Origin of the sequence: Pseudomonas sp. PS01303 (genome assembly GCF_029959385.1) — a bacterium.
In the GTDB taxonomy this organism is placed as follows: Bacteria; Pseudomonadota; Gammaproteobacteria; order Pseudomonadales; family Pseudomonadaceae; genus Aquipseudomonas; species Aquipseudomonas rustica.
In genome coordinates, this window is sequence record NZ_JASCPK010000071.1 from 1 (window position 1) to 16,082 (window position 16,082).

Below are 16,082 nucleotides of genomic sequence, written 5' to 3' on the forward strand. Positions count from 1 at the left end.
GATGACGAGCAGTTGCCGGAGGTGCCCGCCGACATTCTCGACCAGCTGGAAGGCCGAGGCTTTGACATGGGAGACATAATCGACCGCGAGCGTTCGGCGCTGCAACGCGTAATCGCTATTAACCAGCGGCTTTATCGTCGGGCATGGGAGCTTGAACACCGGGTAGAGGAACTGGAGACGCACGGCCAGTACATGCGGCAGCAGATTGTCGGCCTGGTCCAGCTAACGCGGCGGCTAGGTCACGAGCCATCAACCAAACCGCCACGGTAAATGGCACTGGCACTCTATTTAGATTTCTTCACGGCCTCTCTTGCGCGGTCGTCGTACTCATCCTTGTACCGCTCGCGGATCGTCGTCATTTCATCTATGAGCGACTGTACCTGCGGGGCTAGCGCGGCTTCGAAGTCGGCTAAGTCTGCCTGGCCGACGGTGGATTTCGTCGCCGCTGTCCGACCAGGTGTGCCGAAAGTCACTAGAGCGGCACGCAGCGCAACCCCTCGGCCTATCAGCCGGGTGCATAGGTGCTCCGCGACCGTTGGGGTTATGTCTAACCCATCGTCGCGGGCGGCTTTGAGTGCCGCAAACATTAGCTCTCGTTTGCAACGCTTGTGCGCGGCTGCTACCTGGGCCCCACACCGCCCCGCTATATGCCGTAACGTCTCAACGCCACCGCTACGGTTGAACAGGAACCGTTCCAGCAGTTCGTCATAAGCGGCTTTGACTTCCGTTTCATAGACGTGCAACAGGGCTTCGCGTTCTGGAATCTGCATGGCGGCTTCTCAGGGGTCTATAGCTATACCCTAACACATATATACATTAGGGTATAGGCTAAAGCGTCGCCCGGCGAGGTTGCCGGGCTATTCAACCTCTTGGAATCGCTGTGAGCATTCCCCGCAGATCAGGTGCAAGCCAGGCTTGGCCCATACGTTGATTTTGGTTTCACAGGCGCAACTATATTTGGCGCGGGTCTGCTTGGATGGTGCCGGTTCCGTCAGTTCGGGGGCCTGGATGTTCTCCGGGTCTACTCCGTCCACCGCCCCTTCTAAAGCAGCTTGCAGGAGTTCGGCGGGTACATGACGCCCAGGACGTTGGTCAGCCCAGGTGATTTTGAAGGACGTGGCCAGCAACTTTTCTAAAGCCTGTTCGAATGCCCCACCTTCTATGGGGTAGTCGGCCATACGTTCCCCGGTTTGCTTTCCCCCTGGTTTGCCGGTATCGCTGGGCATCAGACCCACGGCTTTCATTTTGTCGCCCCACTCCCGGTTGTGATAGCGGCGGCGGCCTGGCTTACCGAAGTGGTGCTGCCACAAATGCACCATTTCATGCACCACCGTTTGCATCACCTCTTTCAGAGGGATGATTCCGAAATATGCCGGGTTCAACGCAATTTCATCGGTAGTCGATTTGTCACCCTGGTTAAAAAAACGCTCAGCCGAAAAATAGCCGTAGGTCTTTTTCTCGCGCTGGAGCGTGATTAGGCAGGGAGGCAACTGGCCGTTGAATAGCTCCGCGTTGAAATGCGCGTAGGCTCGGTCTAGTTCGTCATAGGCGTCTTTCGTGGGAATCATCATTGGCCAATCTCCTTTGGATTGTACAAACCAATTATAGCATATGTTTGGTTTGTACAATCCATTATTTTGGTTTGTACAAACCAAAAATTTGTCATGACAAAGTTTTCCAACCCGACACAACGCCACCTCAGAAGCCCCCCACCGGCCCGGCTGCGCTCGATTCGGGGAGATCAAAAACCAGATCCGCGCCCGCCGTCGAAATTTGTTTTCCGTAGTAGCAAATGCGACGACCAGGCAGCGCTATCGGTTCTGGTTTGTACAATCCAAAAAATGGTGCAGGCGACCAGGCGGGGGGGCGGGCCGCGCTCTGCGCGGCCAAAAGCCTATCCCGCGATTGCCACCTCTACGTTTCCGTAGAGGTGGATGCCCTTTTTTGCCATGGCAAAAAAGTGGCTTGGTGTAGGAGCTAATGCAGGATAGACTAATCGTCGAAAGGTGCAGCACCTTCGGTGCGCACGTCCTCGGGCGCTATGCGCCCTGCGGTCCTCGTTCTTCGAACTGCGGGAGGGGCAGAAGCCATGCCATCAAAGAAACCGCTCCTATCGGCGCGGATACAGCCAGACACGAAAAGCCTGTTTGACGAGCGAGCGGCGTCATTGAACATGACGACAGCCGCGCTGCTGGAAAAGCTGGTGGAGGCATTTCTACAGAGGCCATCGCCCGAGCCTTCTGCGATTGCCAAGGCCGAACCTGCCGAAGTAGGGAAAGCGAAAGCACGGGTGGATGTTCCACTGGCGCCGTCGGAAGGGAGGGCGCTGGAACAACTGGCAGGGGAAATGGGCTGGTCAAGGTCCAAATACCTGGCCCAGCTTTTCCGCGTGCATCTCTCAAGTGAACCGAGATTCAGCGAGAAAGAATTGCTGGAGCTAAGGCAAGTGACCATGCAGCTTTCGGCGCTTGGGCGTAACGTCAACCAGATTGCCCGTGCTCTCAATGTGAGCCTGGATCATGCAAACCAGGCTCATGCTGTGCAGTGGGAAACCATGCACAAGGTCATCGACTTGCACCGGCAGTTCGTCAAACGTCTGGTGAAAAGTAACCTGGACTATTGGGGGATGAACGATGGCGAGCAATGACGCGGGCGGGTTCTCCCGCGATCAAGAACACAATATTGAATTCGCCTTTGGGCACCGCAAGCCAAAAGGCCAGAGACTGACGCTAGGGAAGGGCGCGGCAAAGGCTCAGGCTTGGCGCACGGTAAGTAAGGTGCCTGAAGTCATGGTTCGGGTATCGGGCGGCGGTAAGACGAGCCAGCACGTAAAAGCTCACTTCGATTACATATCCCGAAATGGAAAGCTCGACATGGTTAATGACCAGGGCGAACTGATCCGGGGCAAGGATCAAGTGGGCGACTTGTTCGACTCTTGGGACATGGACTTATCGAAGGGGCAGGGCAAACTCAAACAGGCTTTCAATGTCGTGCTGTCCATGCCTGCTGGAACAGATCCACAGAAGGTACTGGCAGCGGCGCAGGGCTTTGCACGGGAAACGCTTTACGGGAAACACCAATATGCAATGGTTCTGCATACCCCGGAAACGGACCCGCACAAGGATGCTCCACCACACCCGCATGTGCACTTAATCATCAAAGCCGAAGGGTATGACGGGAGACGCCTACACATTCGCAAAGCGACCTTGCAGGCCTGGCGGGAAACCTTCGCAGAGCAGCTTAGAGATAGGGGCATTGAAGCCAACGCTACGCCAAGATCGGTGCGAGGTGTTACCAGGAAGGGCAAGACCGCAGCTATATATCACCTAGAACAACGCGGGGCTTCACTTGTTCAAGCCGAGAAGATTAAGCAAGCAGCGAAGGAATTGAATGATGGCGACACGGAGTTAAAGCCGTGGGAGAAAGCCATTATCAACCGGCGGCAAAAGACGCTGCGTGAAATGCTCCAGGCCGCAAATAGCTATGAAGCGGAAGGGGACGCGGACCTGGCCCAAGCTATTCGCCAACATGCGGCTTCAATGCCTCGACCGGAAACCGAGCGGCACGCAATCAAGAAGGCCATTGTTCAGAAGGTCAAGGAAGGTCGCGGGAAGGATCGCGGTCAAGAGCAAACCGCGCCAGATCGAGACGAGAAAGAGCGTTAACAGAAATGGCTTTTCTGTATGAGCACTTTTGTGTTATCTGTAGGGCATGGATTTGCACCGCCTAACCCCCGGAGGGAGCATGAAACAGAAGCTCAGCATGGGCCAAGTGGTATTGGCCTGGATCAACATCATTGTAGGAACCGGCACGGCACTACTCGGCTTGTGGGCCTTCCTGGCTACCGTGACCGATTGGGATTTGAAAATGTCCTGCTACTACCTGTTCGCAATCGCATTTGGTGCCTTCTTTGTATGGAGCGGCGCACGTAAAATTCGCGGACAGCAACTCAAGCCATCGCAAACCGCCTCGGAGGTCGATCATGAGACGCCGTGAATTCCTTGCTTTGAATTACACCACCGACGTTAAAACGCTGATGACCGTAAAGTGCGATTCCGGTTTCAGCATTGAAGTGTTTGGCGACGGGGCCAATGGCAGCTATGAATGGCGCCTGGTGGATGAAGGCGGTTTAGTGGAGCAGCATTCCAATTGTGGCTATGGCATCCCTGCCATTGCCTTGCGTGATGGCCTTATCGCGTACTATGGGACGCCACGGGATGATATAGAGCTGGAGCATGTAGATTTCCGAACAAATCATGAAACGGCCTTACGGCAAGGAGACTTGTAAATGGACAAACAAATCGACAGCTGGAATGTAATGGTTAACGGCGTCACTGTAGGGAAGATCGAAAGTGCAGTCCTGACTAAGATCGATCAAAACGTGATGCGGGACAAGAGAATATGGCTAGCTCAAGGTATTGAGCTTGGCTGCTGCGTAGTTCGAGGTCTTTCCTGTGCTGCCCAGCTAACCCCTTTCGCTGCGTTCGGTTTTGGCCTGTTTACCGCTGCATCTTCTCCTATGTGGTTCAACGACCAAGTTAAAGCAGATGCAGCAGCACTCTTTATGCAAACAGCGCTTTTAGGTGCCTCTGCGTCATTGGCAGCTGTGATTTTTGGGGGGTGTTTCGGCCTGATCCGGTTTGGCTATCAGAATCAATTTTCCAAACGCAAAGGCCACCTGATGCGGCTTGTTCTCGGCGTGCCAGCAGACGGTGAAATCAGCGCAACCCCAATCATGGATACAGCGCTGCTACGGAAAGAAAATGAAGGCAGCCATGGCTAACGACGTAGTGTCCATGATCGAGGTTGACCCGGCGTATTTGGAACAACTGGAGCGCATCGCGGATCGTTACCAGTGGCTGCGCGAACGAGCCGTGCGAATCCAGGGCAGTGATGTTTGGTATTCCGGCGAAGCCTTGGACATTCGCGTCGATATCGGCTGTGCCCATGTATCAGAACAGTTCAACACGCGCTTGCCAGATCCTCACCCCGTCAAGCGCGGGTAACCCTCCTAAGCAACTTGCCGCTAATCAGCGTGCGTTCTCATCCCGAATCCCGGCGACCAGGTGGACTATCGCCCCTGGCATGCCGGTGTCGTTATTAAATAGGTCTACCCAAACGAGAGTGCCGAAAGAACGCAGATTGATTTATCATTTGCCCGCAAATACCTAGTCTAACGATAGGTTATCGTTAAGCTTTTAATGTTGAGGTCAAATGATAAATAGTCAATGCCGCCTTTACCTGCGGGCGAGTACCAAAGACCAGGACGAGCAACGAGCCAGGTTCGCCCTGGAACAATTCGCGGCGGAGCGTCAGCTATCTATTGTTGGGGTATACGCGGATTCCATATCCGGTACCAAGATTGATCGGCCTGCATTGGCCAAGCTGCTGGATGAAGCGGAACCGGGCGACGTGTTGCTATGCGAGAGCGTTGACCGGCTGTCCAGGCTATCCCGTGCCGACTGGCGCAGGTTGCGTCAAATGATCGAAGACAAAGGCATGCGGTTGGTTGTCGCGGACTTGCCTACTACGCATCTGCTGATCGGAGGCAGTGACGTTACCAGCCAACTCCTTTCGGTTATCAATGACCTGTTACTGGACTTGATGGCCACGCAAGCCAGGATCGACCAGGAGAAGCGTGTGGAGCGAATACGGGAGGGACTGGCCAACAAGAGAAGGAGAGGGGAGCCAGTGGGGGGAAGGGGCCGCAACCAGGCCAAGTGGGCCGCCGTTGAACGGCGCCTGAAAGAGAACCTGGCCATGGCCGATATCGCCAAGCTTTGCGATGTAGGCATAGCCACAGTCTATCGCATTCGCGCTGAACTCAACAATAAATCAATATCTGAATAGCTGATTATTGGTAATTTGCACTGACACTTTTGCCAAAAGTGTCGTATCATAAATGCGTATTCTGTTAGGAGACGCATCTATGAACCGCGCAAAACCTCAGCTTTTTAACGTCCTGGACGCGAACGGCCAGGTGATCTACCAGGGCACTATCAACGGTTGTTCCCACTGGGTCGATTTGCACGCACGCGGCAAGATTTGCGTAGAGCGTGTTCGTCGTAGCCTCCGCAAGAAGGGGGCTGTCCATGCCTACTAGTCAGGTAGCAGCGGTTATAGAGCGCGTAAAGGGCACCCGAGTTTGTGACTTAGCCCTGCTCCCTTCCGAAGACGTGCAAGCATTTTGCGCGTTCCAGCCATCGCGATTCCTTGATAGCTTGCAGTTTGCGTTCAACCAGGCCAAGGACCATCGGCCCGGGGCGCATGGGCCGAGAAGGGATCATTAAAGCCTCATGAGGATAGCCGCCATGACCGCGACTGTTACTGTCAGCATCATCACCCGTGCAGACTTGCAAGACGCGTTGGTGCGTTGTTGCGATCAGCACCCCGCTAGTGGCAACGGCCACTGTCTACATCCGGACGCAGCTTTGATGGCCGATTTGTTCGGCCTGATGCTGCATTTCCGCAAGGATTCTACCGCCACCGCTGATATCAATCCGGCGATCATCGCCGCGTTTGAACGGTGGAACAAGGCAGAATAGCCCCGGCGAACGCCAGGGAGCCATACACAACATCTAGTGTTCAAAGCAGCTGCCGGCAACGGCGATCGACACTAAATGTTGTAGTTAATCGGAGAGGAAACGTAAGCATGACAGACGAAACCACCAGTTGGCAGACCACAGCCACCAAAGTAATCACCGCGATTAAGAACGACATTAGCAAGGTCACGCCTCGGGAATTATCTCCTGATGACCTTTACGAACATCTGCTAACGGTCCGCCGTGAAGAACTTGCGGAGTCGGTACCGGAAATCCGGGACATGAGCGACAAGACCTTTGCAAGCGTGATGGGCGTGATTCTCGACCGTTTAGGTGGCGACGGCATAGTTACCCAAGGTTCTCCGGCAATTTGGCTCCAGGTAACACCAGCGGAGGACAAGCGCCTGCCAGATCGGTACGCAGGTGCCCGTCGCTGGATTCGCCTGTCGTCTATCGAAGAAGTCCACCCAATGCCTGGCATTGCCATTGGCGACGATGTGAGCACTTGGCAATACGTGCTCCAGGTGGCGGCGAATGGCAAGACCTACGACGTAAGCCCTGTGCGGTATCTCGGCCAAGCCGTAGAGGCGCCAGTAGAGCGTCTGCTTGCTTTAATCAGTACGGCGGTTAGTGAGGAAAATCGCCGCAGGATGCAACTCTAAGTAGCTGCATACGAACACAGAAAAAAGCCCCGGATAACGGGGCTTTTTTATTTTGCCGAGGCATATTGGGTAGCAGGTTCGGACCTAGCCGGAAGCTGGTACTGCTTCCAAGCTTTCAGAACCAGGTCGGGATATTCGCGCTGGCCGCGACTGCCGTTGTACCGACCTAAAGCCAAGAACAAGTCACCGCCCTCGGTATCCAAGTAGTGACGTAGGATTGCGCAGCCGTACCGTAGGTTTGTGCGCAGGTGAAACAGGTTGTCGGTAGGCCGATCAACCACGTTCAGCCAAAACGGCATGACTTGCATGTAGCCCCTAGCACCGGCGCTGGATACCGCATATTTGCGGAACCGACTTTCCACGTACAGAAGACCCAAGACCATTTCAGGGTCAAGGCCCGCTCTTATCGCCTCATAGTGAACGGCCAGCAAGAGCTTTTCCCGCTCGCCAGGGTTTGGCACCCAATCAACCAAGCGAGGAAGCTGGGCAGCTAGCCAAGCTTCCTTCGCTGCTACGGAAAGAAAAGATCCGTCCGGGGCGGCCTGGTCACTGACGGCCAGGCTTAAACCCGCACGAACCGATGCGGAAATCTGTTCCTCGGCCTGCGCCCCGGCGCTGGCCACCCCAGGGGCAACCAGTACCGAGAGCAGGAGGAACGCAAAGGAAAGGCGCCTCAACGGGCGGCCTCCCGTTGCTTGGCATTACGTGGCTCCGCTTGTTCCTGTTCCTTCCCCTGCTGTTTGACCAGCTGGGCTTCGCGGATCTTAGGCGCCGGTACTGGATCGCCGTGCGCGATGCGTTCAGCCATGGCCAGCTGCGCGACCGCTACGAACCGTTCTTGTTCTTCCTTGTTGTTCGGCCATTGGCGTTCGGCAAACTTGTGCGCCGCCGCTACGGTGCCATAGGCCGGGGCCAATTCCGGGTGCTTACCGACCACTTCGCTGCGGTCGCCGTATACGAAGGCTTGCGCCTTATCGACCGACCCCACTTTCCAGGTATTGCGGATCGCGTCGATTTCGCGGGTTCCAATCTGCTGGCCTTGGTCATCGAATACTTTTTCCTTGGCGGTAACGTCCTTGCTGGCCACCTTTTCCAACGCGATGGTTTCCCCAGGCTTGGCCTGGCTATCTCGCATGGCTCGCTCCAGGTCTTTGCCCCAAACCACCTGTTCGCCCGCCTCGGTCGCGACCTTGACGTAATAGCTCTGGTCTTTCTTGTCGTTGAATTGGTAAGGGGCTTTACCGTGCTCGAGCAGTTGCCCAGTCGTCACACCGTCGCGAATGCTGAAGTCCTTGAGCCGGGCAACATCGGGGCCACGTTCGCCCTTGCTCTGTTCAGCGCTAAGGGCAGCGACAGCGGCGACAGCGGCGACAGGGGCGGCCTGGCCTGGCGACTGACGATCACCTGCAGGTGATTTAGTCGGACGCTGGCCAGCGTCCTTATCGCGCACGGTACCAGCCTCTAGACTGTTTTCCTTGGCGGTATCCTTGACCAACTTGGCCAGGTGCGCTTTCTCGATAGCAGTAGGACGGTAGCCGCTGACTTCCAGGCCGTTCATGGAGGCTTCCAGCCAAGCGGCACGGCGGAATTCCTCGGTGCCTTTAACGGTGATTTTCTCCCAGCCCCGCGCCTTAGCAATGTCCACCATGGAAGCAATCACTTCCTGGTTTTCGCTCTTAGTGGCGAGCTTTTGGCCCTTGTCATCGAAAGCCGCTGTTTTGTCGGGGAAATAGAACTTGTTGTCCACCTGCACGAACCGTTGTTTGACGTGCTCGGGAATGGCTTTCTCACGCGCTGTAACGGCTTCTTTATTGAATCGTAGGGGTTGGCCCGCATCGGCTGATTCGCGGCTGTCAGGGGCCGCCAGAGGAATCGGCTCACGGGCGCGCTCAGCTAGGCCCAGCGTTTCCCGCTCCAGGCGTACACGCTCACGCTGGCGGGCTGCAAACAGACGTGCCTCAGCGTCTGCCGACTCCAGGACTGGAGCGGCGCGCTGGGCTTCCAGATCCGCACGGCGTCGGTTTGCAAAGTCCTTGGCCTGGCTGTCCAGCTCAGGCGTAGCTGCGGGCTGCTGAACGACAGTAGCGTCCATCTGCGGATTCTGCGCAGCCGTGCGCAAATTTTGGCGTTGCTGGCCAACCAGCGCGGACAGTTCTGGGTCGATTTCAGCATCACGGGAAACGCCGCTCTCTACGCTGTTTTCGCGTGCGGGAGCAGGAGCCGGAACCTTGGCCATCAGGGGGATACCGTTCTGCTTGAGCGCGTCGGCCGCCGACAGAGGATTATCTTTGTCGGCGGTCTTGGCATTGATATCGGCCCCGGCTTCAATCAAGCGGTTAGCCGTGCGGCCATCCTTGGCGGTTGCTGCCGCGTGCAGGGGGGTAATGCGGTCCTGGTCGCGTGCATTGACGTTGGCCCCGGCCTCGATCAATGCCTTTGCCACGTCGGCATTACCGGCCTTCACGGCAGATAGGAGCGGGGTTTCACCCTTGACCTGGCCAGCGTCCAGGTCCGATTTCGAAACCTTCGCCTCGATGTTGGCCCCGGCCTCGATCAGCACCTTAGCCGCCTGCGGGGTCAACGCAGGATCGTGCATAACGGTCTTTCCGCTAGGCAAACGCATGTTCACGTCTGCCCCACGTGCTACCAGTCCTTCCAGGAACATTTGACCATTGATTTTTTCGCCAGTCGAAAGTTGGCCACGAACGGCGGAAAGAAGAAGAGGCACGCCATTATCTAGCGGCTCTTTCATGTTCGCACTCAGAGATTTATTCGAGTCGATGATTGCCAATGCGGTATCGACGTTGTTTTCACGCAGCGCCGTTACAAGACCTTCTTTATCAGCTTTAGTAGCCATAAGTTACGTTCCTTCTGCGTCAGTCAGCGATTGAATTAATAAAGGAGCCAAACAGTTCTTGCATTTCCTCGTCAGTGGCAGGTTCGTTTTCCGGTAGTTCGATTTTTTCGAAGTCAATATTATAATCAGTGAGGGACAGTTTATCTATGGTTTCAATGTCATCAGCAACAATTTCCCGATCAACGTACTTAACCAACTGGCCATCAACTTCTGTAACTTCTTCTTTGGCCGGTTTGGGCTTCGGTTTCGCCACTCTCGCAGCAGGGGGGGTATATTCTGCAACTGATTGAACATGCGGCGGAAGCAACCGTTTCTTAAAAACCTTTTCCTTATAATAGAAAACTTTCTCGCACAAAATGGCGTTCATGTTTTCGACAAAGATAATTTGGCGCTTCTTACCAATCTGGCGTACCTCTTGGGGGAGAAGTAACGCTCGTTTCGTCTCGGACGTATTCGTCGATCCACCTTTCAGGTCAAACTTCGGACGTGAATGAGATTTAGCTTTAACTGTAGTGTCGCCGAGCATTTCTGAAACGGTGCGGGCATGCTCTTTGTTTTTAGGAGCGAATACGATTTCGGCACCCAAGCATTCAATGATCGTTTTGGCAACCTCGATACCGTAGGTGGCGATCAACTGGGAGATAGATTGAACGATAATGAACGGACGAATGTTGTAGCCGCCCATATAACCGATAGCTTTGGCAATTACCGGCATGCGCCCTGGTGCGGTGAATTCGTCCATAATCCACGCCAATTGATATTTCAGCTCGGGATTATCTTCTGGCATTTCATCCATATTCAACTCTAGAATCTGCTGCGCGAACAGGTTTAAGAGCAGAGACAGATAATCCAAGTCTTTCGGAAGGATACCCAGGTAGATGGTTATTTTTTGTTTCCGTAGTAAGCGCAGGTCAACGGAGCTACGGCACGTTGCAGCATCAACCAATGGGTTAAGCCATAATTCCAACTTTGCCGTAAAGGTTTTACGAATAGACGATTGCGTATTGCCACTGGTGAAAATGAAGTCATACAACGCTGCCTTGCACGCTGAACTAAGCGGCATTGCAGATTCGTCGCGTTGCTCAATGATTTCTTTCCAGTGCTCGCCAACGGTTTCCCCTTCACCGAACATGATTTGCCGGACAATCTCCCCGAATGTCCGGGGCAGGTTTGGGGTTTCAAAGACGTACAGTGCCAACCCCAGGAACAACGTGCGGCAAGAGGCTGGCCAGAATGGGTCACCGTCTGCCGGATCGGGTGAAAGCATATTGCCTATTTTTTGCAGATCATTGACGCGCAGCATTGGATCGTCCGACACATAGTCCAACGGGTTCCATTGCATGGTGCGCATTTCGGGATCTACGGGACTAAACAGGTATACGTCGCTGAAGGTCTGCCGAAACCCCGAGGTCAGCCGGTAGGATTCCTTGCGCACGTCCAGCAAAACCACGCTATCAGGCCAGCTAAGCATGTTCGGCTGCACCACACCAACGCCCTTACCGGAGCGCGGCGGCGCAGATAGGAGCGCGCCCAGCTGGCCCGAGAGCATAAGGAAGCGGCCACGCCATTTACCGATAATGAAGCCGTGTTCGCCAAGCAACTTGTTCCGCTTTATTTCGGCGGTATTGGCAAACCGCGCATCACCGTGCAACTTACGGTTGATGGGGGCAACGCATATCCCAATCACGATAAGTGGCGGGATGAATCCCGCCACTGTGCAGATACTCAACCACTTCTTAACCTGTGGTTGAGTACCGTAGTAAACCCAGTAGTCAATGATGGTCTTGGGTGTTGCATTGAATGGTGGCTCACCAATTTTCCAGAGAAACCAATAACCAGCTAGATACAACCCGAGCACGACGCCCATAATGCCAAGCACCGTAAAGGCCTTTACCTTGGCATTGAAACTGTCCAGTTCGTTCAGCAGCATATAACCTCCTTAACCCGCCACCTGGATCGCGTATTCAGGATCGTAGTAAATTTGACTTACATACGGTTTGCCATTTTCATCGCGTTCGCACTGAATCACGATGTTAATGAGCATATACAGGTCTTTGATGATTAAATCTTGAGATAGTTGGCTCCCTTCCGGGCTAGCCTGGATCATATTGGCCATTCGGCGAAATGCCATTTTCGGGCTATTGGCGTGAAAACTCGCCATAGTGCCAGGATGGCCACTGTTCACAACATTTTGAAAGAAGAAATACGCTTCATCACCGCGAATCTCAGCTAACAGCACTCGACTTGGGAACTGACGCAGCGTAGAAGCCAGCACGCCTTTTACCCGCAGTTTTTCCGACGCGTCTGTACTCCTAGTAAACTTCAAGTTTACTTGGTTACGGTGCGGCAGCCGTGATTCACGGGTATCTTCTACGGTAATAAGACGTTCGGCTTCGGGGATCTTATGCCCCAGTGCGTTCATCAACGCAGTTTTGCCGGAGCCTGTTTCACCGACAAAAAATATATTTTGCTTTTCCAGCACGGCGGTGCAAAGAAACCCGACCACATCCTTCGCTTTAAACAATTCAAGTAGCGTGCGCTCTTTTACAGTCAGTTCGCGGTTCAGCTCCGTCCGTACTTCTCCGCTGATACCGCGTGTTTGAACCCACTGGGTACGCTCAAAACTACCAAAGCTGATAATTTCCTCTAGTGTGAAAGCCTTCCCTTTGGGGGGAAGGCGTATTGTGATACTTGGGGTTTCTGTTACAGGCGGCAGAGTAATTTCTATCCGCTGCCCTGCCGGTAGTTCAGCACTGATGATTGGTTCGCGAGGCTGGCCCGAGAAATTCGCCACCAGTCGGCTAAGTTCCTCACACCACTGGTAGTCAAGTTCTGGCATCTGGATGTACTCCCAATGCCCATGGGTGTAAGTACAAAGCTCGAACGGCTTGTTGATGCAGAGTTCGTTATAATCCCCGTTGAGGTACTCGTTCAGTACCTCAAGATGGATTTCGACCGTGTGCAGTCCGTCGTTGTTATCCGTCATTCTTTGTACTCCAGGCTATAGACTTTGCCGAAATCAATATCCCGCGCTACATAGATATAAATGTTCGCGCCTTGATTACGAGTCAGAGTGTTCGGGATATTAGCGGCTTCCTTGAAAATCTCGGTGGCCAAGTCCTGCCCGCCGCTACGGGTATTGCCCAGGTTGACAGTGGTGTTCTGGCTATCGTTGCTTTGCTGGGTCGCTTCCAGGTACGCGCCTACGTCGTCGATGATGCTCAGCGCGACAATAGGCCCCCAGCGTTCGGCAAGGTGATAGTCAATGTCGCCGGTGACGCCAGTACGCCCCAGTTCATCGGTAGCCGCGGAACTCAGGTTGAACGCCACATTGTTTGGCATTGGAGTGCGGCCACGGGTCCACACAATCGGCAGGCGCCGATTTCCGCGAGCCAGGCCCATGAGTTGCTGGCCGGTGTAGATGGTGCCGCGCTCGGCCACAATGGCGCTGTGATCGGCAGACCACAGGTCATCGTTTTGGACGCACTGCACCATGCCTACCAGTGACGAGTCCAGGGCTGGACGAACAGTACAGCCAATAGCTTCACCCTGATAAACCATTAACCCAGGGTCGCCCAGTCGGTAGGCTTCAACGGGGTCCATCTGTGCTGATTGCAACGACTGCGACAGACGATCGCCAGGGTTAGCCTGGCCACCCTGACCAGCTTGTCCAGAGACGGCCTGGTACTGGCCGCCCGGTTGTCCACCAGCACGGCCAGCAGTAGCGGCAGCGGTCGATGCCGAACCGGTACCATCGAGCTTGAATTTCACCGAGGACGCCAGGCGTTCTTCACGTTCGATTTGCGCCGGCGATTTCACCGGCTGGCCATTGCTGCCCTTTGCGTTGACGTTAGGCGGCGGCGGTGCGGCCTGGCCGCCCTGTTGCGAACTGGCGGGCGTATCCAGCGCGCCGACCTTGAGAGGTGGCAACTGGGCGTTGGCTGTTTGGGTAGTGTCTACGTCGCGGTCTTTACGCTCCTGGCGCTCTTTGATAAGACCGGCGTAGTAGGTGAACAGCAGCCAGCCAGCAAACCCCAAGATGCATACACCGGCAAGAATATTGGTAACACGGGCTTGAACCCGCATACCTTTGTTGACGGAGGCAATCTTGCGGTCCCCTTGAATGGACTGTTCTTCGATTACTTCATCCTCTTCTTCTTCTTCGACTTCATCCCTGCGGTTCCATGGCATTCTCATTGTTCGGCCTCCTTCAACACACGCTCAACATGCGGCGATTGAGTTTTGGTTTTAGGTCGATCACCCCCGCGTGGGTCATATGACTCGTTATAAATACAAGTCACAAGCTCGCCACTACGGAAAATAAATTTCGCTTTCACATCGTGAATAACCACAACATCATCATTGACGTTGTAGTTAGCCATAACTTCCTTGCCTTCCTCGTTTTCGTAGTAAATTTGAGGAATTTTGGCCCGAGGTGGGAAGGTCACGTAAGTAGCCAAACCGTTGTCTACAACACGGACAGGCTCGATAGTTGTAGCGCCTTCGACGGTCCAGTTTTCGTTTTGGTGGCGGCCATCACCTTGGGTCAACATCTTCTTAACCAAGTCAGCTTGGCCCTTGGCGCGGCGGCTTTGCAGTTCATCCTCCGGGTAGCGGTATTGGATGAACTCATAGTTAATTTCTTTAGGACCGGCCAACACCATATCCAGGTTATAAACACGCTTATTGGTGAGAATGTGAATATTGGTGTTTGGGCTACCCCTGGCTGGCTTCATAAAAAAGCCGTTTCCGGCTGTGATCGCCCCAACATTCCAAGCGTCGGTATAACCGCCGCCCATGTCCAAAATACGTTCGCCAGGTGCGAACATAACAAGGGTGTCACGACCTATACGGGCTTTCACAGTCACATAGTCGTAAGGGTCGTAGTCAACGAATCGAATACGCTTGTCCTTGGTTGACGCAACCGGCGTTGATGCCGCGTGTGCTTGATAGTTCCAGGTGCAACCAATAAGCACTGCAAGCGCGATAGGGGCGATTTTCATAGCTACTCCCTCCCATCAGTTGGCGAATAGGCCGGAGCCGATAAACCGGAGCGTTGCGCGGGTTGTGACTGGACCGCTTGACCCTGGCGGCGGGCTGTTGGATTTGGCGCAGTCAACACCTGGTTCGTGTTGTACTGGGTGATTTGTAGGCCAATATCATTAACCCGGCGTTGCTCCTCAGACTTAGGCAGATTCACCATCTGAAACGCAATATCAGCAATCCAATAAGTTACAGTCGGAATGCCATTGGCTGTGACAGTTCGTTTGAAATGGATTTGGGCTGTATCCACAATCCCTTTTGTGTTCTCCCGAGGCGAGATTGTTTCAATTTGAACTTTGACGGTCGCCTTGTTGCCGTAGACGTTCAGCGGGCCATCCGGGTTTTCAGTGTCCCAGTATTTACCCCACTGGGATTGCAACTGTGGCGACATAAAAGCGGCGGCGCAGAAATAATCACTTTCCGCCATATCCTTGATATAGCGTTCACGGCAAACCGCGAAGGTGTTAAGTGCACGCCGCAACAGCGCATCTTCAAACTTGTCTTTGACTTCTTCCAGCGAGCGCAATGGGTTGATAGCGCCCGTCGTTTCGTTCATGACGAGAACTTGCGGGGCCGGTGGAGGCACCATTGCCGTTTCAACGGCTCGATGAGCAACCCAAAGACTACCGAAAGCGAATACAACAGCCAGACCCGCAACGCGGAATGACCATTTGATCATTTTGTCTTTGCGTTCGACTTCGGTATCAGCCCAGGACTGGGATGCCTGGAGGATTTGCTGTATGTCGTCGTGAGATTCCACGAACTCTTGAATGGTCGATAGGAACCGCTGTAACGCTGCTTCGTCACCTGCGGTTCTAGGAGTGTCGGAGTGCTTACGCTTTTTGCGGACTTCCATTAGCCGTCTCCCAGGTCGAAAGCATTAAGGGCGAGAGCCTGGCCGCAGCTGGGGAACGTAATTCCGGCCTGGCGGTCAGCGTTGATTGGGCGGCGGTCCTTGCCGTCGCAGCTTGGGGGCTG

19 protein-coding genes are annotated in these 16,082 nt (G+C 54.4%); 10 read left to right on the plus strand and 9 right to left on the minus strand.

Annotation, left to right across the window (positions count from 1 at the left end; translation table 11 throughout):
* Positions 1-270, plus strand: a 270-nt coding sequence (locus QMX93_RS18505) for a hypothetical protein (protein ID WP_282357591.1), incomplete at its 5' end; no start/stop codon positions are given.
* A 14-nt stretch (positions 271-284) separates the two neighbouring features.
* On the opposite strand, the gene QMX93_RS18510 is transcribed toward QMX93_RS18505, so the two are convergent.
* Positions 285-770: a hypothetical protein gene (locus QMX93_RS18510; protein ID WP_044466228.1), complete on the minus strand. Its 486-nt coding sequence runs from the start codon at positions 768-770 to the stop codon at positions 285-287.
* 87 nt (positions 771-857) lie between these two features.
* Positions 858-1,571, minus strand: a complete 714-nt coding sequence (locus QMX93_RS18515) for a SprT-like domain-containing protein (protein WP_044466229.1) — start codon at positions 1,569-1,571, stop codon at positions 858-860.
* Positions 1,572-2,089: 518 nt separating this feature from the next.
* Here QMX93_RS18515 and mobC point away from each other — a divergent pair.
* The 9 genes from mobC (at position 2,090) to QMX93_RS18560 (ending at position 7,204) form a co-directional block, all read left to right on the plus strand.
* Positions 2,090-2,647: a plasmid mobilization relaxosome protein MobC gene (gene mobC / locus QMX93_RS18520; protein WP_052506179.1), complete on the plus strand. Its 558-nt coding sequence runs from the start codon at positions 2,090-2,092 to the stop codon at positions 2,645-2,647.
* On the plus strand, positions 2,634-3,665 hold the full coding sequence (locus QMX93_RS18525) for a relaxase/mobilization nuclease domain-containing protein (protein ID WP_052506180.1): 1,032 nt from the start codon (positions 2,634-2,636) through the stop codon (positions 3,663-3,665). The genes mobC and QMX93_RS18525 overlap by 14 nt, the downstream gene beginning before the upstream one ends.
* Positions 3,666-3,744: 79 nt before the next feature.
* The gene (locus tag QMX93_RS18530) at positions 3,745-3,996 is read left to right on the plus strand and encodes a hypothetical protein (RefSeq protein WP_102886371.1); all 252 of its coding nucleotides are present in this window, start codon (positions 3,745-3,747) and stop codon (positions 3,994-3,996) included.
* Positions 3,983-4,288: a hypothetical protein gene (locus QMX93_RS18535; RefSeq protein ID WP_052506178.1), complete on the plus strand. Its 306-nt coding sequence runs from the start codon at positions 3,983-3,985 to the stop codon at positions 4,286-4,288. Before QMX93_RS18530 ends, QMX93_RS18535 begins: the two co-directional genes overlap by 14 nt.
* Complete coding sequence (locus QMX93_RS18540) at positions 4,289-4,783, plus strand: hypothetical protein (protein WP_044466204.1); 495 nt, start codon at positions 4,289-4,291, stop codon at positions 4,781-4,783. It begins immediately after the preceding gene.
* Positions 4,776-5,006, plus strand: coding sequence for a hypothetical protein (locus QMX93_RS18545; RefSeq protein ID WP_044466205.1), 231 nt, complete (start codon positions 4,776-4,778; stop codon positions 5,004-5,006). Before QMX93_RS18540 ends, QMX93_RS18545 begins: the two co-directional genes overlap by 8 nt.
* 208 nt (positions 5,007-5,214) lie before the next feature.
* Positions 5,215-5,850 carry a recombinase family protein gene (locus tag QMX93_RS18550; protein WP_044466206.1) on the plus strand — a complete coding sequence of 212 codons (636 nt, stop codon included), beginning with the start codon at positions 5,215-5,217 and terminating at the stop codon, positions 5,848-5,850.
* Positions 5,851-6,311: 461 nt separating this feature from the next.
* Positions 6,312-6,545, plus strand: a complete 234-nt coding sequence (locus tag QMX93_RS18555) for a DUF3717 domain-containing protein (protein WP_146034184.1) — start codon at positions 6,312-6,314, stop codon at positions 6,543-6,545.
* Positions 6,546-6,652: 107 nt separating this feature from the next.
* Positions 6,653-7,204, plus strand: a complete 552-nt coding sequence (locus QMX93_RS18560; protein ID WP_044466207.1) for a hypothetical protein — start codon at positions 6,653-6,655, stop codon at positions 7,202-7,204.
* 47 nt (positions 7,205-7,251) lie between these two features.
* Here the strand turns inward: QMX93_RS18560 and QMX93_RS18565 are convergent, their stop codons facing one another.
* From QMX93_RS18565 to QMX93_RS18595, 7 genes are read right to left on the minus strand one after another with little or no spacing between them, the layout of a single operon-like run.
* On the minus strand, positions 7,252-7,881 hold the full coding sequence (locus tag QMX93_RS18565; protein ID WP_044466208.1) for a lytic transglycosylase domain-containing protein: 630 nt from the start codon (positions 7,879-7,881) through the stop codon (positions 7,252-7,254).
* Positions 7,878-10,061, minus strand: coding sequence for an LPD7 domain-containing protein (locus QMX93_RS18570; RefSeq protein WP_044466209.1), 2,184 nt, complete (start codon positions 10,059-10,061; stop codon positions 7,878-7,880). Before QMX93_RS18570 ends, QMX93_RS18565 begins: the two co-directional genes overlap by 4 nt.
* Before the next feature lie 19 nt (positions 10,062-10,080).
* Positions 10,081-11,991: a type IV secretory system conjugative DNA transfer family protein gene (locus QMX93_RS18575; protein WP_024126019.1), complete on the minus strand. Its 1,911-nt coding sequence runs from the start codon at positions 11,989-11,991 to the stop codon at positions 10,081-10,083.
* 9 nt (positions 11,992-12,000) lie between these two features.
* Positions 12,001-13,047, minus strand: coding sequence for a P-type DNA transfer ATPase VirB11 (gene virB11 / locus QMX93_RS18580; protein WP_169886259.1), 1,047 nt, complete (start codon positions 13,045-13,047; stop codon positions 12,001-12,003).
* Entirely contained in the window at positions 13,044-14,258 is a 1,215-nt protein-coding gene (locus tag QMX93_RS18585) for a TrbI/VirB10 family protein (RefSeq protein WP_044466211.1), read from the minus strand. Before QMX93_RS18585 ends, virB11 begins: the two co-directional genes overlap by 4 nt.
* A complete protein-coding gene (locus tag QMX93_RS18590) occupies positions 14,255-15,064 on the minus strand; it encodes a TrbG/VirB9 family P-type conjugative transfer protein (RefSeq protein ID WP_044466212.1) in 810 nt (269 codons plus the stop codon). Before QMX93_RS18590 ends, QMX93_RS18585 begins: the two co-directional genes overlap by 4 nt.
* Positions 15,065-15,066: 2 nt before the next feature.
* Positions 15,067-15,960 (minus strand): type IV secretion system protein, encoded by an 894-nt coding sequence (locus QMX93_RS18595; protein ID WP_044466213.1) that lies wholly within the window; start codon positions 15,958-15,960, stop codon positions 15,067-15,069.
* Between the last annotated feature and the right edge of the window lie 122 nt (positions 15,961-16,082).